The sequence below is a fragment of the Streptomyces sp. H39-C1 genome (genome assembly GCF_027158125.1).
GTDB lineage: Bacteria > Actinomycetota > Actinomycetes > Streptomycetales > Streptomycetaceae > Actinacidiphila > Actinacidiphila fildesensis.
Genome location: NZ_JAPVLS010000060.1, coordinates 37,035 through 61,639 on the forward strand (window position 1 = coordinate 37,035; position 24,605 = coordinate 61,639).

Annotated in this window: 18 protein-coding genes, 1 other RNA gene and 1 pseudogene; 8 read left to right on the plus strand and 12 right to left on the minus strand. The window is 71.7% G+C overall.

The genetic code is table 11. The features are described 5' to 3' along the window. Positions 1-145: 145 nt before the first annotated feature. Positions 146-4,063: a LamG domain-containing protein gene (locus O3W51_RS31930; RefSeq protein ID WP_198357966.1), complete on the plus strand. Its 3,918-nt coding sequence runs from the start codon at positions 146-148 to the stop codon at positions 4,061-4,063. A gap of 516 nt (positions 4,064-4,579) precedes the next feature. On the opposite strand, the gene rnpB is transcribed toward O3W51_RS31930, so the two are convergent. Continuing rightward, an RNA gene (rnpB, locus tag O3W51_RS31935) (RNase P RNA component class A) lies at positions 4,580-4,985 on the minus strand. Between the two features lie 18 nt (positions 4,986-5,003). Beyond that, positions 5,004-6,497: an RNB domain-containing ribonuclease gene (locus tag O3W51_RS31940; protein WP_269287936.1), complete on the minus strand. Its 1,494-nt coding sequence runs from the start codon at positions 6,495-6,497 to the stop codon at positions 5,004-5,006. A 67-nt stretch (positions 6,498-6,564) separates the two neighbouring features. Between O3W51_RS31940 and yaaA the strand changes: the two genes are divergently transcribed. Then, a complete protein-coding gene (yaaA, locus tag O3W51_RS31945) occupies positions 6,565-7,353 on the plus strand; it encodes a peroxide stress protein YaaA (RefSeq protein WP_138357843.1) in 789 nt (262 codons plus the stop codon). 92 nt (positions 7,354-7,445) lie between these two features. Next, positions 7,446-8,063, plus strand: a complete 618-nt coding sequence (eda, locus tag O3W51_RS31950) for a bifunctional 4-hydroxy-2-oxoglutarate aldolase/2-dehydro-3-deoxy-phosphogluconate aldolase (protein WP_138357844.1) — start codon at positions 7,446-7,448, stop codon at positions 8,061-8,063. 94 nt (positions 8,064-8,157) lie between these two features. Here eda and O3W51_RS31955 read toward each other — a convergent pair whose 3' ends face one another. From O3W51_RS31955 to O3W51_RS31965, 3 genes are read right to left on the minus strand one after another with little or no spacing between them, the layout of a single operon-like run. Continuing rightward, positions 8,158-9,393 carry a bifunctional RNase H/acid phosphatase gene (locus tag O3W51_RS31955; RefSeq protein ID WP_269287938.1) on the minus strand — a complete coding sequence of 412 codons (1,236 nt, stop codon included), beginning with the start codon at positions 9,391-9,393 and terminating at the stop codon, positions 8,158-8,160. Continuing rightward, entirely contained in the window at positions 9,393-10,136 is a 744-nt protein-coding gene (locus O3W51_RS31960; protein ID WP_138357857.1) for a zinc ribbon domain-containing protein, read from the minus strand. Before O3W51_RS31960 ends, O3W51_RS31955 begins: the two co-directional genes overlap by 1 nt. Beyond that, entirely contained in the window at positions 10,133-11,080 is a 948-nt protein-coding gene (locus tag O3W51_RS31965) for a Nif3-like dinuclear metal center hexameric protein (protein WP_138357846.1), read from the minus strand. Before O3W51_RS31965 ends, O3W51_RS31960 begins: the two co-directional genes overlap by 4 nt. Before the next feature lie 337 nt (positions 11,081-11,417). Here O3W51_RS31965 and O3W51_RS31970 point away from each other — a divergent pair, with 337 nt between their 5' ends. Next, positions 11,418-12,575, plus strand: a complete 1,158-nt coding sequence (locus O3W51_RS31970) for a hypothetical protein (protein WP_164296735.1) — start codon at positions 11,418-11,420, stop codon at positions 12,573-12,575. Between the two features lie 164 nt (positions 12,576-12,739). Next, positions 12,740-12,874, plus strand: coding sequence for a hypothetical protein (locus tag O3W51_RS31975; protein ID WP_269287941.1), 135 nt, complete (start codon positions 12,740-12,742; stop codon positions 12,872-12,874). Positions 12,875-13,004: 130 nt separating this feature from the next. Here O3W51_RS31975 and O3W51_RS31980 read toward each other — a convergent pair whose 3' ends face one another. The 3 genes from O3W51_RS31980 to O3W51_RS31990 all read right to left on the minus strand — a co-directional run bounded on the left by O3W51_RS31980 (position 13,005) and on the right by O3W51_RS31990 (position 16,003). Further along, on the minus strand, positions 13,005-13,952 hold the full coding sequence (locus O3W51_RS31980) for a 3-oxoacyl-ACP reductase (RefSeq protein WP_138357848.1): 948 nt from the start codon (positions 13,950-13,952) through the stop codon (positions 13,005-13,007). A gap of 48 nt (positions 13,953-14,000) precedes the next feature. Then, positions 14,001-15,077 carry a Zn-dependent alcohol dehydrogenase gene (locus tag O3W51_RS31985; RefSeq protein WP_164296733.1) on the minus strand — a complete coding sequence of 359 codons (1,077 nt, stop codon included), beginning with the start codon at positions 15,075-15,077 and terminating at the stop codon, positions 14,001-14,003. A gap of 71 nt (positions 15,078-15,148) precedes the next feature. Then, positions 15,149-16,003, minus strand: coding sequence for a MaoC/PaaZ C-terminal domain-containing protein (locus O3W51_RS31990; protein WP_138357850.1), 855 nt, complete (start codon positions 16,001-16,003; stop codon positions 15,149-15,151). Between the two features lie 322 nt (positions 16,004-16,325). On the opposite strand from O3W51_RS31990, the pseudogene O3W51_RS31995 reads away from it, so the two are divergent. The 3 genes and pseudogenes from O3W51_RS31995 to O3W51_RS32005 form a co-directional block, all read left to right on the plus strand. Continuing rightward, positions 16,326-16,568 (plus strand): annotated as a pseudogene (locus tag O3W51_RS31995) (ATP-binding cassette domain-containing protein); the annotation flags it as partial. 62 nt (positions 16,569-16,630) lie between these two features. Next, a complete protein-coding gene (locus tag O3W51_RS32000; protein WP_138357851.1) occupies positions 16,631-17,839 on the plus strand; it encodes a sensor histidine kinase in 1,209 nt (402 codons plus the stop codon). Beyond that, the gene (locus tag O3W51_RS32005) at positions 17,836-18,450 is read left to right on the plus strand and encodes a response regulator transcription factor (protein ID WP_138357852.1); all 615 of its coding nucleotides are present in this window, start codon (positions 17,836-17,838) and stop codon (positions 18,448-18,450) included. Before O3W51_RS32000 ends, O3W51_RS32005 begins: the two co-directional genes overlap by 4 nt. Before the next feature lie 15 nt (positions 18,451-18,465). Here O3W51_RS32005 and O3W51_RS32010 read toward each other — a convergent pair whose 3' ends face one another. From O3W51_RS32010 to O3W51_RS32025, 4 genes are all read right to left on the minus strand, one after another. After that, positions 18,466-19,917 (minus strand): MFS transporter, encoded by a 1,452-nt coding sequence (locus tag O3W51_RS32010; protein WP_381586759.1) that lies wholly within the window; start codon positions 19,915-19,917, stop codon positions 18,466-18,468. A gap of 72 nt (positions 19,918-19,989) precedes the next feature. Next, complete coding sequence (locus O3W51_RS32015) at positions 19,990-20,940, minus strand: hydrolase (protein ID WP_138357854.1); 951 nt, start codon at positions 20,938-20,940, stop codon at positions 19,990-19,992. Between the two features lie 196 nt (positions 20,941-21,136). Then, the gene (locus O3W51_RS32020; RefSeq protein ID WP_138357855.1) at positions 21,137-22,339 is read right to left on the minus strand and encodes a lipid-transfer protein; all 1,203 of its coding nucleotides are present in this window, start codon (positions 22,337-22,339) and stop codon (positions 21,137-21,139) included. Between the two features lie 22 nt (positions 22,340-22,361). Next, positions 22,362-24,488: an acyl-CoA dehydrogenase gene (locus tag O3W51_RS32025; RefSeq protein ID WP_164296724.1), complete on the minus strand. Its 2,127-nt coding sequence runs from the start codon at positions 24,486-24,488 to the stop codon at positions 22,362-22,364. Between the last annotated feature and the right edge of the window lie 117 nt (positions 24,489-24,605).

The window sequence follows — 24,605 nt, forward strand, 5'->3', positions numbered from 1 at the left end:
GACCCATGTCACAGGGGCATCAGACCGGGACATCGCTGGAGGAGTGTTCGGCTCCAGTTGGGGACGGCCTTGACCGTTGTGACGAGCGTGGCCCATCGTGCGCACGGTCATTGCGCCACCGGTACGACCCGGAACGGGGATCTTCATGCCTTCTGTCCCTCCTGGCCCTCCCATCCCCCGGCGCCGCGGCAGACCCCGCCGCACTGGGGCCGCTGTACTCGCGCTCGCTCTCTCGGCCGGCCTGCTCTCCCTCGCCCCCGCTGCCCACGCCGACACCCCCACCGACCCGGCCGAGGCCCAACACGCCGCAATCGTCCCGCCCGACACGGTGGCCGCGGCCGCCGCGCAGGCGAAGGCCGCAGCGACCGGCCAGCCGGTCGTCATCGACGCGCTGACCAGCGAGTTCGAGCAGACGTCCGTCAACCCGGACGGCACCTACTCCACCAGCACCAGCGTGCAACCCGCACGGGCCAAGGTCGCCGGCGCTTGGTCGCCGGTGGACGCCACTCTGCACACCAACGCCGACGGCACCCTGTCCCCCAAAGCCGCCATAACCCCCATACGCCTGTCGCATGGCGGCAGCGGCCCGCTGGCCACCCTGACCAATAACGCTGGCAAAACGCTCTCGCTCAGCGTGCCGTTCACCCTGCCCGCCCCCACCGTCTCGGGCGACAGCGCGCTGTACGCCAACATCCTGCCGGACGTGGACCTGAAGGTGACCGTCAACGCACGGGGCAGCGTCAAGCACATCGTCATCGTCAAGACCGCCACCGCCGCGGCCAATCCCGCACTCAAGACCCTGGACCTGGCCACCACCGGCACCGGGATCAGCGTCACCGCCGACAGCGCAGGAAACCTCACCGCCAGGGATACCGCCAGCGGCGCCAAGGAGTTCACCGCCTCCGCACCGCAGATGTGGGACTCCAGCACCATCACGAGTACCCCCACCAGCGCAAAGACCACCACGGCCGCCGCCCCGCAGAACACCGACAGCGACACCCCGGCGGAGGCAAGTACCGCGGACGGCCCCGGACCGGGCGCGCAGACCGCCACGATGCCCACCACCGCCGACGGCGACACCGTCACCATCACCCCGGTACCCGGCGTGCTGGGTGGACCCGGTACTCACTACCCGGTCTACATCGACCCGGAATGGTTCACATTCGGCGGCACCAACCCCGAATGGACCTGGATCCAATCCGCCCACACCGGAACCCACAACACGGGAAGCTCTCCCGCCCTGGGCCTCTGCGGCACGTACTCAGGCGGCGGCAGCTGCAGTCCTCACGACACCGAGCGCCCCTACTACCAGTTCAACAACCTCGGTGCCATCGCCAACTCCACAATCCACTACGCCACGCTGACATTCACCCAGACCTCAAGCGCCTCGTGGTCCTGCACCGACACCTACCCTGTGTCCCTCTACGCCACCGGCCCCATCGCTGACTACACCTGGGCGAACCACAACAGCGGTGACACCCCCTTCGGCCTGACCGACCAAGTCGGCGGAACCGGCAACTCCGGCTGCGCCGGCGACGTGCCTTTCGGCTACGTGATCACTGCCCACGTGCAGAAATACGTCAACAACGGCGCCCTCGCCTTCGGCCTCCATGGCGACGAATCCAACGCGAACGGCTTCAAACACCTGACCCACAACCCCACCCTGTACATCCAGTACGACAAAGCCCCCAACCCGCCCTCCAACCTGAAGAGCAGTCCGGTCCCGCAATACCTCGCCCCGGCCTCGCAGGAGAACTGCCAGCTCGCCGCCGAACCCACCACCCACGCCTTCATCAGCAACCCCGGCGCCCAAGGCCTGAAACTGACCGCGACCGTCACCAGCCCCGTCGGCCTTGCCATGCACGGCTACTTCAGCCTTTGGGACGACTCCGTCGCCGGCGACCCCCTCACCGCTCAAGGCAGCAGCGGCGACAGCGCATCCGGGCAGACCGTCACCTACACCGTCCCCACCACCGCCCTCAAAGACGGCCACGCTTACGGCTGGAACGTCTCCGCCAGCGATGGCCTCCTACCCTCCACCACCGCAGGCGGCTGCCGCTTCCGTGCCGACCTGCAACCACCCACCATCACGTTCAACCCGGTGACCGACCTCGCCCACCAGTTCCCGCCCTCCGGCAACGGGCAGACCACCACACTGCACGTCGGCGACTCGGGACAGATCCCCTTCACCGCCACCGATCCCACCCCGGCCGAAGGCGTCAATTCCGCACTGGCCTGCATGCGCTGGAGCCTGGACTCCACGCTCTCCGACGCCGCCTGGCAGTGCGGCAGCGCCCTCCCGAAGATTTCCGTCCCGGTGCACCCCACGCACTGGGGCACCAACATCGCCTACCTCCAAGCCGAGGACAACGCCGGAAACACCTCCCTGATCACGGCGTACCCCTTCTACATGCCCTGGTCGCCCACTCCGTTGGCCTACGGCGACGTCACCAATGACGGCCACCCCGACGTCCTCGCCGCCGACCCCACCACCGGCGCTCTGCTCAACTACAGCCAGGCCCTGAACTTCAACTCCACCCCCGCCATCCAAGCCGCCACCGCCGCCCAGGCACCCGACGGCACCAGCTGGAAGAACTTCCGCATCACCCACCGCGGCACTCAGACCGCCGGCACTCCGGTCGACGACCTCTTCGTCCACCAGGACGCCGACCCCACCAAGCCGGACTCCGACCCCACAAAGACCGGCAGCGGGCAGCTGTTCTACTACTCCAATGACACGCAGAATTACGGGGCGTTCGGTACCGCCAAGGCGCAACTGCCTCGTCCGGACTGCGTTGGTACCGCGACTGAATGTCCCGGTCTGACTGTCGGCTCCACCTGGGCGCCTGGCGCCACTTGGGCCTACACCAACCAGATCACCCCGATCGGTGCGGCAGGCACCACCCTCACTCCCGATCTGAAGACCACCGACGCCACCGGTGTCCTCGCCGTCGAAGCCGGAAGTCTCTGGTTCTACCCCAAGACCAGCGCAGGTGCCTACGACGCCAATGGCAAACGTTCCCCCTTCGGTGCTCCGACGCTGGTGGCCAAGGGCGGATGGGACAATTACGACCTCATGATCCCTGGCGACGCCCTCGCAACTGGCAAACCCGCCTTGTGGGCCCGGGTCCGCACCACCGCAGGCGGCCACACCGCAGGCGACATCCTCCAGTACGCCCTGACCACCGCCGCCGCGACCGACGACAATGGCACCGCGTACACCACGGTCACGGGCGTCACTGCTTCCCCCGCCACCGCGATCGGCGGTGGCATCACCACCGCCGCGTTCCCGCTAGTCGGCTCGGACGGCGATCTCAACGGCGACAACATCCCAGACCTGTGGGCCTCATCCGGCAACGGAAAGATCGTCACCTGGGACGGCGTCACTCCGGACGGCACCGCCAAGACCGCCATCGCGTACTTCACCGGCCGCAGCAACCAATGGCTCCTGAACGGCACCCCCAACGACGCCTCCGGCGGCAACAACGCCGCACCCGTCGGCACCGTCACCTGGGCCGCCAACCACGCCGGCACCACCCCCGGCGCAGCCGCCTTCACCGGCACCTCAGCCCTGGTCTCCAAGGTCGCCGCCGTCGAGACAGCGGGAAGCTACACCATCTCGGTCTGGGTCAAACTCAACACTCTCACCGGCGACCAGTACTTCGTCGCCCAGGGCGGCACCACCCGCCAAGCCTTCGACCTCGGCTACCGCCCCGATACCAAAACCTGGACCTTCATGACCCCCACCGGCGACACCATGGCCAACACCGCACCCGCCGCCGACGCCCCCGCAGGCGCCGCCACCACCGGCACCTGGACCCACCTCACCGGCGTCTACGACGCCACCACCCACAGCTCAACGCTCTACGTCAACGGCCACTACGCCGGGGCAGCCACCAACCCCACCCCCTGGCACGCACCCGGCCACCTCAGCGTCGGCGCCATCCAACTCACCAGCAGCGCCACCCTCTACAACCCCGCCAACGCCACCATCAGCGACGCCCGCATCTACCCCTACGCCTTCACCACCGAGCAAGCGGGCAACCTGTACAGCACCTCCTGACCCACCAGTCGCATCGTCCGCTGGGCCCGCAGCACACGCTGCGGGCCCAGCGCCTGGACGATTCCAGCCTGTACGTCAACGCCTGACTTGTGGCAGGCCTCCCGCTAATGACAGAGCCGCGTCAGTGGCACAGTGGAGAGCAACCCACCCGCGCCCGGTGGCACACCCTGATAAGCCCAGGCCTATGCCGCGTCGGCCCTGGCCCACGCCTCTCGATCAACTGGCGGGCGGCTCTATCCAGAGGGCGAGGGTGGGTCGGCATCGATCCCCTGCAAGTCCCGTCCAGTGAAGGATGCTCCTACGAGCCGGCGAGGACAAAATGGCGATGTACTGGCGGTACGTGACTCGGACCGAACCGGGCAATGATCGCGCCGTATCTGAGCAGATTTGTCCAAATATCTTCGCGCCTCGACTGGCGGGTCGGCACCCTGGCGGCCCACTCAAACGGCCCCGATTCGACCCCGTCGAAATGTCCGCGTCGAAGAAACATGCTCTGACCTGCGGTTTTACAGGCGGCGGACGAGTCGGCCTGTACGCCGGGTTCTGTCTCCCGTGGTCCTTGCGGGCCATGGGGAGGCGGCCATCCATCTGGGACCGGCGTTGCCGCCGGCCTCGTGCGGTCTACCCGCGGACTCGGGCGGGCAGCCCTCAGTCGTCCGCGCAGAGCTGCCTTGCGGCGGCCCATTCTTGACCTTGCTCCAGGTGTGGTTTACCTAGCCGTCCAGGTCACCCTGGACGCTGGTGGTCTCTTACACCACCGTTTCACCCTTACCGGGGGCCTTGCGGCTCCCGGCGGTCTGTTTTCTGTGGCACTGGCACGCGGGTCACCCCGGGTGGGCGTTACCCACCACCTTGCCCTGTGGAGCCCGGACGTTCCTCGGAAGGATCACAAGGATCCCGCCGCGACCGCCCGGCCGGCTCGTCCGCCGTGCCGCCCATCCTAGTCGACGTGTCCGCAGAGCTGGGCCGGGGCGAAGAGGACGGTTGACGTGGCCGGGTCGGCCTCGGTGAGGCGGACTCGCAGGTGGTGGCCGAGGGGGAGGCGGGGGGCGGAGGGTGGTGACTGGATGCGGGCCACGACGGCGGGGTCGTCGAGGTGGATGGTGCCGGTGCCGGGCGCGCGGTCGTCGAGGTCGATGACGAAGGCGTCGAAGACCTCGCCGATGCGGTCCTTGAGGAGGGCGGCCTCGATCAGGTCGACGCATTCGCGTTCGGCGCGGTTGGCGTGCTGCGTGCCCTCGGCCATTTCCTTGGGGAGGCCGGGGAGGGCGGCGCGGACCCAGTCCGGAGGCTGCTCGCCCGCGACGGCGGCGAGGCAGAGTTCGCCGGCGTAGCGGTCGACGAGGCGGCGCAGCGGTGCCGTGCAGTGGGTGTACGGGGCGGCGACGGCGGCGTGTTCTGCGTGCTCGGGGGCGGCGCCGTCGAAGACCGTGTAGCCGGCGCCGCGCAGCAGGGAGGTGCACTCCTGCAGGAAGGCGGCGTGGTGGGGGCGCCGGGGGTCGAGGGAGCGGATGACGTCGGCGTACGGGGTGCCGGCCGGCCAGTCGACCTGGAGGGCCTCGGCGACGCGTCCGAGCCGGTCGGCGGCGCTCTGGGGGGCGGCGGGGAGCGTACGGAGGATGCCCGTGCCGGCCCGGATCATGAGGTCGGCGGCGGCCATGCCGGTGAGCAGGGAGATCTGGGCGTTCCAGCCGTCGGCGGGCAGCGGGGCGCGGTATTCGAGTACGTAGCCGTCGCCGTCGGGACGCTGCTCGATCTCCTGCTCGGGGACGTTGAGGGAGATGCCGCCGCGGTCCCGTTCGAGCCCCTCCCGGAGCAGCCCGATCTCCTTGAGGAGGGCGACGGGTTCCTCCGCGGTGCCGTCGTCGATGGAGCGCTGGACGCCCGCGTAGTCGAGCTTGGCGCGGCTGCGGACCCGGGCCCGGCGGACGTCGGTGGCGGTGGCCTGGCCCGTCGCGTCGAGGTCGATCCGCCACAGCAGGGCGGGGCGGTCCTGGCCGGGGAGCAGGCTGGCGGCGCCCTCGCTGAGGATCTGCGGGTGGAGGGGGACGCGCTCGTCGGGGAAGTAGAGGGTCGTGACGCGGCGGTGCGCCTCGGCGTCGAGCGCGCCGCCGGGCGTCACGAAGGCCGCGACATCGGCGATGGCGTAGTGCACCCGGTATCCCCCGGCCGGGGCCCCGGTGCCGGTCCCCGTCCCACGGGCCAGGTGCATGGCCTGGTCGAGATCCGTGGACGTCGGCGGATCGATCGTGAAGAGCGGGATGCCGGTGGCGTCCAGCTCCGGCATCCGGGGATGGTCGGCTGCCTGCCGGGCCTCGGCGAGCACGGCGGCCGGGAACTCCTCCGGCACCTCGAGCCGGACGCGCAGCGCACGCAGCGCGTCGCGCAGCAGGGTTCCGTCGGCGGCCGGGACGAGCAGGTGGCGGCGGGGCATGAAGTGAGCGTATGACGGGCCGTAGGCTGCTCCCGGTTCGTGTTGGTCCGTCCGAGGGAGAACTGCTGTGCTCGTCCTGCTTCCGCCGTCCGAGGGCAAGGCCACCGTGGGTGCCGGTCCCGCCGTCGACCTGGCGTCGCTCTCGCTCCCCGGGCTGACCGGAACGCGGTCGACGGTGCTGGCGGAGCTGGTGGAGCTGTGCTCGGGCGATGAGGAGAAGGCGGCCGAGGTGCTCGGGCTGAGCCCGGGGCTGCGCGGCGAGGTCGCCAAGGACGCGGGACTGCTCACCGCGCCGACACTGCCGGCCGGGGAGCTGTACACCGGTGTGCTCTACGACGCACTGGGGCTCGCGACGCTCAGCCCTGCCGCCCGCAAGCGTGCGAAGGACTCCCTCCTGGTGTTCTCCGGGCTGTGGGGCGCGGTGCGGATCACCGACCGGATCCCGTCGTACCGCTGCTCGATGGGGGTGAAGCTGCCCGCGCTGGGCGCGCTCGGCGCGTACTGGCGGGAGCCGATGGCCGGCGTCGTTCCGGAGGCGGCCGGCGACGGCCTGGTGCTGGATCTGCGCTCCTCGGCGTACGCGAACGCGTGGAAGCCGAAGCCGCGCAGCGAGCCGGCGGCGCGCACGGCCACCGTGCGGGTGCTGCAGGTGACGGTCGTCGACGGCGTCGAGAAGCGGTCCGTGGTGAGCCACTTCAACAAGGCCACGAAGGGCCGGCTGGTGCGCGCCCTCCTGGAGTCGGGCGCGAAGCCGAAGACGCCGGCGAAGCTCGCCGCGACGCTGCGGGACCTGGGCTTCGTGATCGAGGAGCAGGCACCGGGGAAGCTCGACGTGCTGGTGACCGAGATCCACTGAGCCCGCGGCGGAACCCCGGCACGGGGCACTTCTATTGCATCCTGTGCAACGCTCGTTGCGCAGGATGCCGGGCCGCAGGCAGGATGACGGGCATGACTTCCGTCCTCGACCTCGCCCCCGTCGTCCCCGTCGTCGTCCTGGAGGACGCCGCCGACGCCGTGCCGCTGGCCCGCGCCCTCGTCGCGGGCGGGCTGCCCGCGATCGAGGTCACCCTGCGGACGGCCGCCGCGCTGGACGCCATCGCCGCCATCGCGCGCGAGGTCCCGGACGCGGTCGTGGGCGCGGGGACGGTGCTGGCGCCCGAGCACGTCGGCGCCGCGGTCGCCGCCGGGGCCCGCTTCCTGGTCAGCCCGGGGTGGACCGACCGGCTGCTGGAGGCGATGCGTGCCTCGGGGCTGCCGTTCCTGCCCGGCGTCTCGACGACGTCGGAAGTGGTCGCGCTGCTGGAACGCGGCATAACGGAGATGAAGTTCTTCCCGGCCGAGGCCGCCGGCGGCACCGCGTATCTGACGTCGCTCGCCTCACCGCTGCCGCTCGCGCGGTTCTGCCCCACCGGCGGAATCGACGCGGCCGCCGCGCCGCGCTATCTGGCGCTCCCCAACGTCGGCTGCGTCGGCGGCACCTGGATGCTGCCCGCCGAGGCGCTCCGCGCCAAGGACTGGGGTCGCGTCGAGGCCCTCGCACGCGAAGCCGCCGCCCTGCGCGGCTGAACCCCGGAGGGCCGGACGCGCCGGACGGCGGCAAGGCAGGGCAGGCAACGTAGGACTCATGGCACCGGCTGCGCACCGGACCGGACCCCGCGGACTACCTCAGGTGCGACGTGTCGTTCAGCAGGCGCAGCGAGGCGTTGCCGTCGGCGTAGTACGCCACCTCCGACACGGACGCCGCCGAGAGCTCCATGCGGAACAGGGACTCGGGCGGCGCGCCCAGCGCGAGCCGGACCAGCGTCTTGACCGGGGTGACATGCGTGACGAGCAGCACCGTCTTCCCGGCGTAGCGCGCGAGGAGCTTGTCGCGGGACAGCGACACGCGGCGGGCGACCGCCGCGAAGCTCTCCCCGCCCGGCGGGGCGGTCTTGGCCGATGCCAGCCAATCGTCCAGTTCGGCCGGATACCGCTCCCGCACCTCCCCGAAGGTGAGCCCCTCGAAGACCCCGAAGTCGGTCTCGCGCAGGCCCTCGTCGATCCGTACCTCGAGGCCGAGGCGGCTCGCGACGGCTTCCGCGGTCTGCCGGCAGCGGGCCAGCGGTGAGCTGACGATCGCCTGCACGGTGCCCCGGGCCGCGAACGAGATCGCGGCCTGCTGGGCCTGCCGGCGGCCCGTCTCCGACAGGTCGGGGTCGGTGCCGCCGCTGCCCGAGAACCGCTTCTCGGGCGTGAGCGCGGTCTCGCCGTGCCGGAGCAGGACGAAGGTGGTGGGCGTCCCGAGATCGGCGGCGGCCAACCAGCCCACGGTCGGAGCGGTCTCCGGCAGCGCGTCCTGAACCGACCCCTGAGCCGAAGCCCCGGCCGAACCCGAACCAGACCCGTGCGCCGACCCCGGATCCGACCCCTGGGCCGAGATCCCGACGCCGCCGCCCAGCCCGAGTTCGCTGCGCACGATGGGCGCCCCGGGCTCCCACTGCCGGCCCTTCCTGCCCGCGTCCATCGCCTCGTTCGCGAGCCGGTCCGCGTGCTTGTTCTTCTCGCGCGGGATCCACTCGTACGTCACCTGGCCGGCCGGCAGCACGGACTTGGCCTCGGCGGCGAGCGGGCGCATGTCCGGGTGCTTGATCTTCCAGCGCCCTGACATCTGCTCGACGACGAGCTTGGAGTCCATCCGGACCCGGACCGAGGCCTCGGGATCCAGGGCCTTGGCGGCCCGCAGCCCCGCGATCAGACCCCGGTACTCGGCGACGTTGTTCGTGGCGTGGCCGATGTACTCGGCGGCCTCGGCGAGCGTCTCACCGGTGGCCGGGTCGAGGACCACGGCGCCGTAGCCCGCGGGGCCCGGGTTGCCCCGGGACCCGCCGTCGGCCTCGACGACGAAACCACGAGCCATCAGAGGCCGGAGTCCGCGGTGCGGACCAGGATGCGCATGCAGTTCTCGCAGCGGACGACGGTGTCGGCGGGAGCCGCCCGCACCTCGCCCAGTTCGGTGATGTTGAGCTCCAGACGGCAGCCCTCGCAGCGCTTCTGGTAGAGCCGGGCGGCGCCGACGCCACCCTGCTGGGAGCGCAGCTTGTCGTAGAGCTTCAGGAGGTCGGCCGGCACGGCGCCGGCGACGATCTCACGCTCCTTGACCGCCTTGGAGCCCTCGGCGTCGAGCTCCTTGAGCGCGGCGGACCTGCGGGTCTCGGCCTCAACGGCCTTGGCCTGCACGGACTCCAGCCGGAGGGAGAGCTCCTTGACCCGCTCCTGCATGGTCTCGCGGCGCTCCATGACCTCCAGGACGACGTCCTCGAGGTCGCTCTGCCGCTTGGCGAGCGAGACGATCTCGCGCTGCAGGTTCTCCAGGTCCTTCGGGGAGGCCGCCGCGCCGGAGTCGAGCCGCTGCTGGTCGCGGGCGGCGCGCTGGCGCACCTGGTCCACGTCCTGCTCGGACTTGGTCTGCTCGCGGGCGGTGTCGCTCTCCTCGGTCTGCGCGGCGACGAGCAGGTCGCGCAGCTGGGTGAGGTCGGCGTTCAGACGGTCGAGCTCGGCGTGCTCGGGAAGGTGGTGCCGCTTGTGGTCCAGCTGCTGGATACGCGAGTCGAGCGCCTGGACTTCGAGGAGGCGGATCTGGTCGGCGGGGGCGGCGTTCAGCGGGGGGCTCCTGGGTGAGACTGCGGGCGCGAGGCGCTCGTTGGAAGGATGGCTTCGGGCGACTGGCGGGAAGAGCGGGTGGAAGAGGTGCTGGACAGAGCTTCCGGGGCCGGGGCGTGGGCCGTCCACGGGTCGGTGACCTGGTGCGACACATACGTCCGCAGGGCCCAGCCGTGCCGGTCCGAGATCTCGTCGAGCTGGCCCGCGGCCTGCTCGCACCACGGCCACTCGGTTGCCCAGTGTGCGGCATCGACCAGCGCGGGCCTACCGTCCGAGAGAAGTCCCTGCTGCTGGGCCTCGGAGGCCGGGTGGTGGCGGAGGTCCGCGGTGAGGTAGACGTCGACGCCCGCCGCGCGGACGTCGCCGAAGAGGCCGTCGCCCGAGCCGCCGCAGACCGCGACGGTACGGACCAGCTGCTCCGGGTCCCCGGCCACGCGCAGCCCGGCCGCGGTGCGCGGCAGACCGCGGGCGGCCCGGGCGGCGAATTCGGCCAGTGTGAGCGGGATGTCCAGCTCGCCGATCCGGCCGAGGCCGCGGCGGCCGGACGGATCGGTCGCGTCCGGTACGAGGGGCCCGGTGATCCGCAGCCCGACGGCACCGGCGAGGGCGTCGGAGACTCCGGGGTCGGCGCGGTCGGCGTTGGTGTGCGCGACGTGCAGGGCCACATCGTTCTTGATCAGCGTGTGCACGACCCGGCCCTTGAAGCCGGTGGCCGCGACCGTCGTCGTACCGCGCAGGTACAGCGGATGGTGGGTGACCAGCAGGTCGGCGCCGATCCGGACGGCCTCGTCGGCGACCTCCTGGACGGGGTCGACGGCGAACAGCACCCGCGTGACCTCCGCGTCGGGATCACCGCAGACCAGGCCCACGGCATCCCACTCCTCGGCCTGGTGAGGGGGCCAGAGGGTTTCGAGCGCGGCGATGACGTCGGACAGTGAGGGCACGGGAGGAAGGTTACCGCCCTCCCCCGCGCCGACCGGAATCGCGGGCGGCCAGGGGACCGGTACCGGACGAGTACCGGACACGTGCCGGGCAGGTACCGGTCAGGTACCGGACGGGCTGCCGGCTCGTCGCGGACGCGGGTAAGGCGAGCCTTTCCTCTTGCTCCGCTGTGCGACGCCCGCCAAGTCCGGAAGATGTGGTTCCGGTCACGGATCACAACGTGCGTCCGATCCTTGGGCAAACGGAAGAACCGCCACCCTTACGTGTGAACTGCACCGACTCGCGCTGATCGTCCGGAAGTGCGAAAACTAGCGTCGTCCTCCGGAGGTGAACCAACACATGACGGCTTGTGCCATCGAAAAGGCCACGGTGTTGCGGGCGGGGTTCACGATCGCGTCCGACGGCTCGTACGCGGCCTGCCTCACCGAGTCGGGTGAAGGGGGCTGGTACCCCGAGCGCTGGACGCTGGCCGGCCCCGAGCCGTACACCGTCCCGCTGCCCGGCAACCAGCCGGAGGAACCCGGCACCGAAGTGCTGCCGCTGCCCGACGGGCGGGTGCTCATCCGCCGCCGCGTCGCCGACCGCTTCGACCTCGCGCTGCTCTACCCGACGGGGCCTGGCACCGGCGAACTGCCGCTCGGTTCCCTCAAGTCCCTGGAGGGCGAGGAAGTACGGCTGCTGCCGCCGGTCGCCGGAGCGGCCTTCGCGCTCGCCCCCACCGAAGGCGCCACCCAGGTGTGGCTGGTCTGCGGCAGCGGCGGCGGCAACCACAGCGGCGGGCCGCAGCTGCTCGCCACCGTGCGGGGCCGCTGCACCGGCGGCGTCTGGCTGGACCGTGCCGGCCGGATGCTCGCCCTCGACCGCGTCGGCCCGGACGGCGGCCGCACCAAGGCCGTCGCCGTCGATCTGCGGCAGGGCGAGGTGACCCCGCTGCTGCAGATTGCCGAGGACAGCAACGACCGGGTCCTGCTCGCCGAGCCCGACAGCGGGCTGCTCATGCTGCGCAGCGACGCACCCGGCACCGACCGGCTCGGCTGGGGCGTGCTGGGCAGCCGGCGTCCGGTGCGCTTCCCGGAGGCGCTGCGGATGGCCGACACGGTCCTCACGCCGTTCGCCGCGCAGTCCGGTCAGATACTGATGCCGGAGGGGGCGGCGGTGGCGCTGCGCGCCGAGGGGCCGGACGGGGCCGCGCCCGTGGTCTGGCGGCCGGGCGAACGGACGGTGACGTGGCTCACCGCTCCCGAGGGCTGGCTCGCGGGCACCGGGCTGTGGTCGGCGCGCGGCTCCCTGCGGCTGCCGTACGCCTGCGAGCGCTGGCCGTTCGGGCTGAGCGAGTACGAGGCGCCGGCCGCGGCTCCCGTGGCGGCCGTCACGGGTGCCGCACGGGCGGCCGTCGAGGGTGCCGCCACGGTCGACGGGCCTGCGGGGGACGAGCCGAGGCCGATGTCCGTGCTCCCCCTCCAGCAGGCCCCGCTCGACCCGGCGCGGGCACGGTAACCCCGATGATCACCGGACACGGCCGCCGACTACACTCGCCGGGGGCTACGGATCCGGACCCCTCGGGCACCGAGGGTGACCAACGGGCGTACCCACAGGCCGGGTTGGGGATATTCGGCCGCTTCAAGCGCAAACCGGCACGCCATTCATCGGGGAGACGTTCCATGTCCGAATCCACGTCCGACTCCGGCGAGAGTCACGACAACGCCGGGGGTCGGCACCGCGGTACCGCTTCGCCGCACGACAGCGACGGCGACCCGCACGGCCGCCACCGGCGCCCCGCGGGAAGCAAGGACTAGGACTGAAGGACCGGCCGGCTGACGGGACCCCTGGGTCTCGTCGGCCGGCCGGCCCAAGCAGCAGGACTACTCGTGGTCAGGAGTACTCGTGGTCAGGAGTACTCGTGCTCAGGACTACTCGTGCTCAGGGCTACTCGTGCTTGAGGCCCAGCACTTCCGTGGCCGCGAACGTGTGGTTCGGGTCGCGGTCCGCGTAGTACGGGGTCAGCAGGCCGTCGAGTTCGTCGTGGCTGAAGACGTCCTTGGCGGTGTCGAACTTGGCGGCGACGCGGGGGCGGTCGATGACCGCGACCATGCCGCCGTGCACCACGAAGAGCTGGCCGTTGGCGCGCGCGGCCGCGGGTGAGGCGAGGTAGCCGACGAGCGGTGAGACATGCTCGGGGGCGAGCGGGTCGAGACCCTCCTCCACCTCCAGGAAGCCCGCGAAGACGTCCTCCGTCATCCGGGTGCGGGCCCGCGGGCAGATCGCGTTGGCGGTGACTCCGTACTTGCCGAGCGCGAGCGCCGTGGAGGTGGTGAGCCCGACGATGCCGCCCTTGGCGGCGGCGTAGTTGGGCTGCCCGGCCGAGCCGGCGAGGAACGCCTCGGAGGAGGTGTTGACGACCCGGCCGTAGACCGGGCCGCCCGCCGCCTTGGAGCGTTCCCGCCAGTGGACGGCCGCGAAGTGGGTCGTGTTGAAGTGGCCCTTGAGATGGACGTGGATCACCGCGTCCCACTCCGCCTCCGACATGGAGAAGATCATCCGGTCGCGGAGGATGCCCGCGTTGTTGACCAGGATGTCGAGCTTTCCGTAGGTGTCGACGGCGAGCTGGACCAGCCCGCGGGCCTCCTCGAAGTCGGCCACGTCGCCGTGGTGGGCGACGGCCTGCCCGCCCGCCGCGACGATCTCGGCCGCGACCTCCTCCGCCGGGGTGGCGGACGCCGCGCCGGAGCCGTCCCGGCCCGGCTGCCCGAAGTCGTTGACGACGACACTCGCGCCGAGCCGTCCCAACTCCAGGGCCTCGGCGCGCCCGAGGCCGCGCCCGGCCCCGGTGACGATCGCGGCCAGACCCGACAGTTGCTGCCCGTGCACAGACATCCTGGTCCTCTCAGCTACATCTACAGCGACAGGTGCGGTTCGGACGGATCAGATGGTGATACAGGTGCGCAGCGCCTCGCCGGTCCGCATCTGGTCGATCGCGTCGTTGATCTCCTCCAGCCGCACCCGGTGGGTGATCAGGCCCTCCAGGTCGATGCGGCCGGCGCGCCAGAGCTTGATGACGCGCTCGTAGGAGCGCAGCACGTCGCCGCCGCCGTAGAGCGACGGCAGGATGCGCTTCTCGTCGAAGAACAGCTCGAACATGTTGATCTGCAGGTTGTCGTCCATGGCGCCCGCACCGACGATGCACAGGGTTCCGCCGCGGCGGGTGTTCTCGTACGCGGTGCGGGCGGTGGCGGACTTGCCGACGACCTCGAAGACGTAGTCGAAGCCCTCGCCCGCGGTGATGCGGTTCTTGGCGTCGGCGAGCCCGTCGGGGGCGATGCCCTCGGTGGCGCCGAACCGCAGGGCCGCCTCGCGCCGGCTCTCGACCGGGTCGATGGCGACGATCTCGGCGGCGCCGAGCGCCCGCGCGCCCTGGATGACGCTGATGCCGACCCCGCCGCAGCCGATGACGGCGACCGAGGAACCGGCCTCCACCTTGGCGGTGTTGATGGCGGCGCCGATGCCGGTGGTGACGCCGCAGCCGATCAGCGCGGCGATCTCGTACGGCACGTCGTCCGGGATCGGGACGGCGCACAACGCGTCGACGACGACCTCCTCGGCGAAGGTGCCGGTGCCGGCGAAGCCGAAGACATCGCCGCCGGGGCGCTTGTAGTTGGGGGTGCCGGCGTTGAGGAAGCCGGCGATGCACAGCTGGGTCTGGCCGCGCTTGCAGGACGCACAGGCGCCGCAGGCCGGCAGCCAGCAGACCAGCACGCGGTCGCCCGCCTTGACGTTGGTGACGCCTTCGCCGACCTCGATGATCTCGCCGGCGCCTTCGTGGCCGGGCACGAACGGCGCGGGCTGCGGCAGCACGCCGCTCATCGCCGAGAGGTCGGAGTGACACAGTCCGGTCGCCCGGATGCGGATCCGCACCTTGCCGGGTCCGAATCCCACCGCCTCGATGTCGTCGACGACTTCGAGCTTGTCCTGGCCTATCTCCTGCTGGATTGCTGCGCGCACGGGGCGGCTCCCTTCGCGAGGTGCGGAATGGTGCGGGGTCCTGCGGGTGGTGCGGTGGTGCGCCGGCGGAGTTACGCGTGTTCGACGACCGTGTCCGCGAGGACCGGTGCGTCGTCCCGGTCGGCCGAGGTCGCCGACACCTGGATGCGGCCGTCCTCGCGCCACATCCGCACGCGCAGCGTCTCGCCGGGGAAGAAGATCCCGGCGAAGCGGGTGGAGTAGGCGCGGACCCGCGCCACATCGCCGTCGAGCATCGTGTCGACGACGGCCTTGAGGACGATCCCGTACGAGCACAGACCGTGCAGGATCGGCTTGTCGAAGCCGGCGACCTTGGCGAACTCGGGGTCCGCGTGCAGCGGGTTCCAGTCGCCGGAAAGCCGGTAGAGCAGCGCCTGGTCCTCGCGGGTGGTGATCTCGGCGGTGCGGTCCGGCTCCCGGCCGGGCGCCTCGGTCCGGACGGTGGGGCCGCGGTCGCCGCCGAAGCCGCCCTCGCCGCGGACGAAGATCTGGGTGTCGGCCGCCCACAACGGCCCCTCGTCGTCGGCGACTTCGGAGCGCAGCACGATGACGGCCGCCTTGCCCTTGTCGTACACAGCGGCGATCCGGCTGGTCTGCACGGCCTCCCCGGTGACCGGGATCGGGCGGTGCAGTTCGATGCGCTGGCCGCCGTGCAGCACGGCGGCGAGGTTCACGTCGATCCCGGGCGCGCTGAGCCCGCCCGCGGCGGCGAGGCTGCCGCCCGCGACGGTCACGAAGCTGGGCAGGACCTGCAGTCTGCTCTCCAGCGTGTAGCGCAGCTCGTCGGGATCGGTGGCGGGCCGGCCCGCGCCCACGCCCAGGTGGTAGAGCAGGACGTCCTTGTGGTCCCAGGCGAGGTCGGTGGTGCGGGGCTCGGCCGCGGTGGCCTTCGCGACGTCGATGGGCATGGTCCGGCTGGCTCCTTCGCCGTGGGGACAGGGACAGGCGCTGACCGGCGCGGGCGGGCGCCGGATACGGGCCGGCGGGCGCCGACGGCGGTGCCCGCGTGTCTTGGAGGACCCCGGCGCGACTGTCCGCACCGTCGGCCGCGCCGGGGTCGATCACGGACTGCTAGAACGTGTTCTAGCAGTGGCTCATGTATAACGCATCGCCCTGGGCCTGTGAATAGCTGACGCACCATCAGATCACACCACCGGTGACATTAGTCCCGGCCGACCCCGTACATTCCCCTCTGCCGAGGTCAGGGGCGCTCTCCGTACCGTCTACGGCATGACGACAACCATGGCGAGCGAGCCCGCGGTGCGGTTCTCCGGGGCGGTCAAGGCCTTCGGCGGCGTCCGCGCCGTGTACGGGATCGACCTGGATATCCGGCGCGGTGAGGCCGTGGCCCTGCTGGGCCGCAACGGGGCCGGGAAATCCACCGCGATCGGCCTGCTGCTGGGGCTGGACGCGCCGGACGCCGGCGAGGTGCGGCTGTTCGGCGGATACGCGGTCCTCTCTTACCGCCGGGGGGCGCGTACCGCATGATGTGGGCTGATCGACGCGGTGCAGGCGGGACGGGGAGTGGAACGGACATGGTCGACATGTGGGGGCGGCGGGCCTTCGGCGGGCGGGGTGACTGCGGTGGGAACGCGCCCCGGGACTTCGGCGAGGAGATCGACCGGATGAAGGGCCCGGACGGCGGGTCGCTCATCCCCTGGCTGCTGATGGCCAGCGGACCCGCCGTCGACGTGGCCACGGGCCAGGTGGCGTTCCCCTGGCTGGCCGGTCCCGGTCTCGCCGCGTTCTGCGTCCTCTACGTCTGCGCCGTCCGCGCCGGTTTCAGCGACCGCTTCAGGGGCGGCCCGGTACCGGTGCGGCTGCTGATCGCCCAGGCCGCCGGCACCCTCGCCCTCACCCTCGGCTACGGGGGCAACTGGCTGCTGCTCTTCCCGCTGCTGTCGCTGGCGTGCGGGGTCAGCGCCCGCGGCCGCCGGCTCGGCATCGTGCTGATCGGACTCAGCGCCTCGGCCGGGATCATCGCGGGGATGGTGCACCACGAGACCTTCTGGAACACCGCCACCCTCTCCTACGGCACCTTCCTGTCCGGCCTGGTCGTCTCGGTGATCCTCACCCTCTTCGACGCCGTCCGCATGCTCAAGGCCACCCGCCAGGAGCTGGCGCGCAGCGCGGTGGCGGAGGAGCGGATGCGCTTCTCCCGCGATCTGCACGATCTGCTCGGGCACACGCTCTCCGTCATCGTGGTCAAGTCCGAGGCCGCCCGCCGGCTCGCGCCGCGCGACATGGACGCCGCGCTCACCCAGGTCGCCGACATCGAGGCGGTCGGCCGGCAGGCCCTCACCGAGATCCGCGAGGCCGTCACCGGCTACCGCGAGGGCAGCCTGGCCACCGAGCTGGACCGGGCCCGGTCCGCGCTGTCCGCCTCCGACATCGAGGTCGTCGTGCTGGAATCCGGGCCGCCGCTGCCCCCGCAGGCCGAGGCCCTGCTGGGCTGGGTGGTCCGCGAGGGCGTCACCAACGTCGTACGGCACAGCGGCGCTTCCTCGTGCGAGATCGAGCTGCGCTCCGCCGGCGGAAGAGCCCGCCTGACGATCACCGACAACGGCTCCGGCGTAAGCTCGGCGACGGCTGCCACCACCACGGCGCACCGCATCGGCACCGGCCTCAAGGGCCTGTCGGAACGGCTCGCCGCGGCCGGCGGCTCCCTGGACTCGGGCCCGGCGCAGCGCCGCGGCTTCCAGGTGACCGCGGAACTGCCCGTCGAGGAGGAAAACGCCGCATGACCGACCCGATCCGGGTACTGCTCGCCGAGGACCAGGGCATGATGCGGGGCGCGCTGGCGCTCCTCCTGGACCTGGAGGACGACATCGAGGTCGTCGCCCAGGTGGCGGCCGGCGACCTGATCGTCGAGGCGGCGCTCGCCGCCCGGCCGGACATCGCGCTGCTCGACATCGAACTCCCCGGCCGCAGCGGCCTCGACGCCGCCGCCGACCTGCGCAAGCAACTGCCGTCCTGCCAGGTGCTGATACTCACCACCTTCGGCCGTCCGGGATATCTGCGCCGCGCGATGGAGGCGGGCGCCGCCGGCTTCCTGGTCAAGGACGGACCGGTCGAGGACCTCGCGGGCGCCATCCGCCGTGTCCTGGCCGGCGAACGCGTCGTCGACCCGGCCCTCGCGGCAGCCGCCCTGAGCGCCGGCCCGAGCCCGCTCACGGCCCGGGAGCAGGATGTGCTCAACGCGGCCGCCGACGGAGCGACCGTCTCCGACATCGCGGGCAAACTCCACCTCTCGGAGTCCACCGTCCGCAACTACCTCTCCTCGGCCATCGGCAAGACCGGCACCCGCAACCGCATGGAGGCCGTCCGCTCGGCCCGCCAGAACGGCTGGCTGTAGCCCCCTCGGTCGTTGTCAGCCGGCGCGGCGGGCACCGGCCGGCAGCAGGACGATCATGAGGGTGCCGACCAGCACCACCCCCGAGGCGACCAGGAACGCCGAGCTGTAACCCGAGGCGAGGGCCTGTTCCGCGGAGTCGCCTGCGGCGGTGCGGGAGCCGGTGTGCGACGCGGCGACGGTCGCGAGGACGGTCAGGCCGAGCGCCCCGCCGAGGGTGCGGGAGGTGTTGAGCAGACCGGAGACCAGGCCCTGGTCGGAGGGGTCGGCGCCGGTGGTGGCCGCGGTCGCGACGGGGGTCAGCAGCAGTCCGCCGCCGAGCGCCATCATGATGCCGGGCGCCAGGATCGTTCCGGCGAACGTGCCGTCGGGCGTCAGCCGGGACTGCCACACCATGCCGCCCGCCATGAGAACGCCGCCCAGCGCGCCGACCGTTCTGACACCCCACCGGCCCATCAGCCGGGGGGCGAGCTTCGAGCCGAGGATGATCGACAGGGTGTGCGGCAGAAAGCACAGCCCGGCGCGCAACGGGCTGTAGTGCAGCACGTTCTGCATGGAGAGGGTCAGGAAGTACCACATCGCGAACGATCCGGCGCTGGTCACCAGCAGCACGGAGTTGGCGGACGAGACCGAGCGGATCCGGAACAGCCCGAGCGGCATCAGCGGTTCCCGGGTCCGCGCCTGCACCGCGAGGAATCCGGCCAGCACCGCCAGTCCGCCGAGCAGCGGTACGAGCGAGTCAGGAGTGGTCCAGCCGTGCGATTCGGTCTGCGCGATGCCGTACGCGAGGGTGGCCATGCCCGCCGTCACGAGCACCGCGCCGGGCACGTCGAGCCGGCGGACGGTGCCGCCGCGGCTCTCCGGCAGCCACAGCACCGCGGCGATCAGCACGAGGACGCCGATCGGCACGTTCACCAGCAACACCCAGCGCCAGGACAGGTAGTTGGTGAGCAGCCCCCCGATCAGCCCGCCCGAGGCGCCGCCGGCCGCGCCGACCGCGCTCCAGGTGCCGATGGCGCGGGTCCTGGCCGGACCGGGTGGGAAGGCGGCGGTGAGAATCGTGAGGGTGGTCGGTGACAGCAGGGCCGCCCCGACGCCCTGCACCGCGCGGGCCGCGATCAGCAGCCACGGTGCGGTGGCGATCCCGCCCGCCAGGCTCGCCACCGCGAACAGCAGCAGCCCGGCGAGGAAGACCCGCTTTCTGCCGAAGAGATCGGCGGCCCGGCCGCCGAGCAGCAGGAATCCCGCGAACGTCAGCGCGTAGGCGTTGATCACCCATTGCAGACCGGCCTCGTGGAGTCCGAGGCCGGTCCGTATGGACGGCAGCGCGACATTCACCACCGAGACGTCCAGCACGACGAGGAACTGCCCGGCGCAGACGGCCGCGAGCACCGCCCAGGCGGGCGCGGCGGCCCGCTGTCGGCGGCTCGACTGCCATTTCCGTTCAGCCAGTTCACTCATGTCGGCCATGGTCCCCTCCCGGCCGCCGTTCGCGCACCGGGTTTGCGCGGCTCAGGCCCGGGGCGGCTGCCGGTCAGCCGGTCAGCTGGCCCGGGAGAGCCACGCGGTGGCGTTCAGGGCCAGGGCCGCGTTGGTGGCGGTGGAGTCGTTCCAGCCGTCGTAGAGGGTGTTGCCGGACTGGCCGGTGCCGTCGTCGATCGGGGAGCTGTCGCCCCAGACCGCGACCCGGCCGCTGCCGAAGGTACTGGTGGCGAAGAAGGCTCCGGTGGTGCCGGTGGGGCTGTAACCGGTGCGCCAGAGCAGGCCCTTGACGGCGGGGTTGTCGGACGGCTTGAGCGTGAAGGTGGTGCCGCTGGCGATCAGGCTCTTGGTCACCTTGCCGAAGGTTCCGTTGAGCACCGGGTTGGCGCTGTCGTTGATCGCCGCCGGGTGGTCGGAGCTGATGCTGAGCTTGTCGACGGAGAAGCCGAACGGGTCGGTGCTGTCGACGGTGTTGTTGGACATCAGATCGTTGATGATCTTGGGCGAGTCGGCACCGTCGTTGTTGCGGTCGGAACCGTTGTGGTCCGAGATCAGGAAGAGCCCGCCACCGTTCTTCACGAAGGTCATCACCGCGGTCTTCTCCGCCGCGGTGAGCAGGATGTTGGGCTCCGGCAGCACGAAGGTGTCGAAGTTCGCCAGGTCCGTCGCGGCGGACGTCCCGTAGGTGATCCTCCCGCCCGACGGCAGCGTCTTGAGGGAGTAGCCACCGGTCTTCTGGAGCGCCACGCCCCAGGACGAGAGGGCGCCGGTCCAGTCCTTGTCGGTCTTGGGCGCGGAGTTCTGGCCCAGCGGGTCGGGCTGGCTGGTGCCGATGATCCAGTCGGCGTTGCCGGCCGTCTCGGCGTGGGCGTTGTCGAACAGGACGCGGTGGGGGGTGGCCGCGTGGGCGCCGTGCGCGGTCGCCGTCTGGACGGCGGTGCCCGCGACGAGGGCGCCGAGAACGGCGAGAGCGCTGGTGATGCGGCGTCGGGAACTGCTGCGTACAAGCATCCGGCGTACCTCCGTGGGGGGTGGGAGAGGTCGTGCGGTCGCCAAGTCTGCGCGCGTAGAACGTCGTGTGGGGAACGACCGGGCAACGCACCATTGAACGGTACATGCCACGATCGCCCCCAACAACGGCCCCACGCGCCCCATCCGCGCATCCGACCGCACCCGCCGACCGCACCCGCGACGGCACCCGGAACGGTCAGCCGGCGGGCCGCCGCAGCAGGGTGACGACCGCGGCGCCGCCCAGCCCGATGTTGTGCGCGAGGCCGGCCCGGGCCCCTTCGACCTGCCGCGGTCCCGCCTCGCCCCGCAGCTGCCAGACCAGTTCGGCGGCCTGGGCCAGCCCGGTGGCGCCGAGCGGATGGCCCTTCGAGATCAGACCGCCGGACGGATTGACGACCCAGCGCCCGCCGTACGTGGTGGCCCCGTCGCCGATGAGCTTGCCGGACTCCCCCTCGCCGCACATGCCGAGCGCCTCGTACGTCAGCAACTCGTTGATGGAGAAGCAGTCATGGAGCTCGATGACGTCGACATCCTCGATCCCCAGCCCGGACTCCTCGTAGACCGCGTGCGCCGCCGCCCGCGACATCGGCTTGCCCACCACATCGATGCACGAGCCCGACGAGAAGCTCTCGCCGGTGTCCGTGGTCATCGCCTGGCCGGCGATCTCCACGGCCCGGTCCTCCAGCCCGTGCTCGCGCACGAAGCGCTCCGAGACCACCACCGCGGCGGCCGCGCCGTCCGAGGTCGGCGAGCACTGCAGCTTGGTCAGCGGGGAGTGGATGGTCCTGGCGGCCAGGATCTCCTCGACGGTGTACACGTCCTGGAACTGGGCGTTGGGGTTGTTCGCCGAGTGCCCGTGGTTCTTCGCGCCGACCCCCGCCAGTTGCTCCGCCGTCGTGCCGTAGCGCTCCATGTGCTCCCGCGCGGCGTTGCCGAAGATCTGGGCGGTCGGCGGGGTCATCTCGAAGCCGTGCTTCGCCGCCATCACCCCGTAGTGCCGGGCGACCGGCGAGGTCGCGAAGTCACCGCCGCTGGAACCGGCACCCAGCGCGCCCTTGGTCATCTTCTCGAAGCCGAGCGCCAGCACGCAGTCGTTGAGACCGCCCGCCACGAACTGCCGGGCCATCATCAGCGCGGTGGAACCCGTGGCGCAGTTGTTGTTGACGTTGTAGACCGGCACCCCGCTGAGCCCCAGCTCGTACACCGCCCGCTGGCCCGCCGTGGACGCCTGGTAGCAGTACCCGACCGGCACCTGTTCCACGAGGTCGTACGGAATCCCGGCGTCGGCAAGGGCCGCGGTCCCCGCCTCCTTCGCCATGTCCCAGTACTGCCAGTCACGGGTCTCGGGCTTCTCGAACTTCGTCATGCCGACGCCGACGACGAAGACCTTGCTGGTCATGCGTTCTCCTTCAGTCACGGGTTCAGTCACGGGGGAGGCCGAGGATCCGCTCGGCGACGACATTGAGCTGCACCTGCGTGGTACCGCCCGCGATGGTCAGGCAGCGCGCCATCAGGAATCCGTGCAGGGCGCGTTCGTCCGTGACGCCCTCCGGGCCGAGCAGTTCCAGTGCCAGCTCGGCGATGCGCTGCTGGTGCGGGGTCTGGACGAGCTTGCGCACCGAGGCACCGGCGCCCGGCTCCAGGCCCGAGACCTGCTGCAACGTGGTCCGCAGGCCAATGCAGGCCAGCGCGTGCGCCTCGACGAGCAGCCCGCCGAGCCGGTCGCGCACCACCTCGCCCGCCGCGCCGGCCCGCCCGATCAGCGCCTCGAGACCGGTGTCGAAGGCCACCTGGTCCGCCATGTGCACCCGCTCGTTGCCGAGCGTGTTGCGGGCCACCCGCCAGCCGCCGTCCACCTCCCCGACGACCGCGTCGCCGGGCAGCACGACATCGTCGAAGTACACCTCGTTGAACAACGAGTCGCCGGTGATCTCCTTCAGCGGCCGGATGTCGATACCGGGCGTGTTCTTCATGTCCACCACGAAGTACGTCAGGCCCTTGTGCTTGGGCGCCGCCGGATCCGTCCTGGCCAGCAGGATCCCGAAGTCCGACCACTGGGCGGCCGACGTCCACACCTTCTGCCCGTTGACCTTCCACCGGCCGTCCGGCAGCCGCTCCGCCCGGGTCCGCAGCGACGCCAGGTCGGAACCGGCGCCCGGCTCCGAGAACAGCTGGCACCACAGCGCCTCGCCGCGCAGCGTGCGCGGCACATAGCGGTCCCGCTGCTCCTGGCTGCCGTGCGCGATCAGGGACGGCACCACCCAGGTGGCGATCCCCAGATCGCTCACCTTCACCCCGGCCGCCCGCAGCTCCAGCTGCACCGCCAACTGCTGCACGGGCCCGGCGCCCAGCCCGTACGGCGCCGGCAGATACGGCGCCGCGTACCCGGTGGGAGCCAGCGCCTCGCGCGCCGCGGCCGGATCGAGCCCCGCGGCTGCCGCCACCACCGCCCGCGCCCGCTCCCGGTAGGTCTCCGCCTCCTCGGGCAGATCGAGCCGCAGCTCCCGCCGGACCCCCTCCTCCGCCAGCTCCGCCACCCGCAGCCGGTAGGTGTGCCCCGCCCCGAGCAACTGCCGCACGGCGGTGGCCCGCCGCAGATACAGATGCGCGTCGTGCTCCCAGGTGAAGCCGATGCCGCCCAGGATCTGGATGCAGTCCTTGGCGCAGCCGAAGGCCGCCTCGACCGCGGCGGCCGCCGCCATCGCGGCCGTCAGCGGCAGTACGTCACGCGCCGCGTCCCAGGTCAGCGCCCGCGCCTGCTCGACCCGTACGAGCATCTCCGCACACGCGTGCTTCACCGCCTGGAACTGCCCGATGGGCCGCCCGAACTGCTCACGCACCTTCGCGTACTCGGTGGCCGTACGCAGCGCCCAGCCCGCGATCCCGCACGCCTCGGCGGCGAACAGCACCCGGGCGAGATCCTCCACCGACCCGGGCTCGATCCCCAGCACCCGCTCGGGCGGCACCACCACCCGCCGCGCGACCACCTCGGCGGTGCGCCGCGTCGGATCGGCACCGGGTTTCTCCCGCACGTCCAGCGCCGCGGCGTCCACCGCCATCCACACCGCACCGGCCCGCAGCAGGATCAGCCCGGCCTCCGCCCCACCGAGCACCGGCGGAGCGGTGCCGTCCAGTACGTACCCGCCGCCCTCCGACGGCTCGGCCGTCATCGACCCCGCGCCCAGCGCGACCGCCGCGATCCTGCTGCCGTCCGCCAGCCCGGGCAGCAGCGCCTTGCCCTCCGCGGCCCGCGCCAGTACGGCTGCCGCCAGCACGGTGGGCAGGAACGGCCCCGGCAGACAGACCGCCCCGAGCTCCTCCAGCACGACCGCCAGATCCAGCAGCCCGCCGCCGCCCCCGCCGAACTCCTCCGGCAGATGCACCCCCGACAACCCCTGCGCGGCCACCTCCCCCCACCACACGGGCGCCCCCGCGCCCGGGCCCACCTCCAGCGCTGCGCGCACGGCTTCGGGGGGAACAGCACGCCCCGCCCACCCGCGGGTGGCTGCCGCCAACTCGTGGTGCTCTTCGGTGATTCCGATGCCCATGCGGACGGATACTAGAACGTGTTCCATTCTGACGGAAGGTCAGAAACGGCTTCGCCTCCGGCGAGGTTCAGCCGGAAGCCCACCCGCGGCACCGTTGCGCCTGCGGCGGGCTTTCGG

Coding starts and splice junctions, on each gene's coding strand:
- O3W51_RS31970 (WP_164296735.1), top strand. CDS start 11,418: ATGACGGCTTGTGCCATCGAAAAGGCCACGGTGTTGCGGGCGGGGTTC.
- O3W51_RS32010 (WP_381586759.1), bottom strand. CDS start 19,917: ATGGCCGACATGAGTGAACTGGCTGAACGGAAATGGCAGTCGAGCCGC.
- O3W51_RS31955 (WP_269287938.1), bottom strand. CDS start 9,393: ATGGCTCGTGGTTTCGTCGTCGAGGCCGACGGCGGGTCCCGGGGCAAC.
- O3W51_RS32015 (WP_138357854.1), bottom strand. CDS start 20,940: ATGCTTGTACGCAGCAGTTCCCGACGCCGCATCACCAGCGCTCTCGCC.
- O3W51_RS31990 (WP_138357850.1), bottom strand. CDS start 16,003: ATGCCCATCGACGTCGCGAAGGCCACCGCGGCCGAGCCCCGCACCACC.
- O3W51_RS31980 (WP_138357848.1), bottom strand. CDS start 13,952: ATGTCTGTGCACGGGCAGCAACTGTCGGGTCTGGCCGCGATCGTCACC.
- O3W51_RS32005 (WP_138357852.1), top strand. CDS start 17,836: ATGACCGACCCGATCCGGGTACTGCTCGCCGAGGACCAGGGCATGATG.
- O3W51_RS31930 (WP_198357966.1), top strand. CDS start 146: ATGCCTTCTGTCCCTCCTGGCCCTCCCATCCCCCGGCGCCGCGGCAGA.
- O3W51_RS32000 (WP_138357851.1), top strand. CDS start 16,631: ATGGTCGACATGTGGGGGCGGCGGGCCTTCGGCGGGCGGGGTGACTGC.
- eda (WP_138357844.1), top strand. CDS start 7,446: ATGACTTCCGTCCTCGACCTCGCCCCCGTCGTCCCCGTCGTCGTCCTG.
- O3W51_RS31940 (WP_269287936.1), bottom strand. CDS start 6,497: ATGCCCCGCCGCCACCTGCTCGTCCCGGCCGCCGACGGAACCCTGCTG.
- O3W51_RS32020 (WP_138357855.1), bottom strand. CDS start 22,339: ATGACCAGCAAGGTCTTCGTCGTCGGCGTCGGCATGACGAAGTTCGAG.
- O3W51_RS32025 (WP_164296724.1), bottom strand. CDS start 24,488: ATGGGCATCGGAATCACCGAAGAGCACCACGAGTTGGCGGCAGCCACC.
- O3W51_RS31975 (WP_269287941.1), top strand. CDS start 12,740: ATGTCCGAATCCACGTCCGACTCCGGCGAGAGTCACGACAACGCCGGG.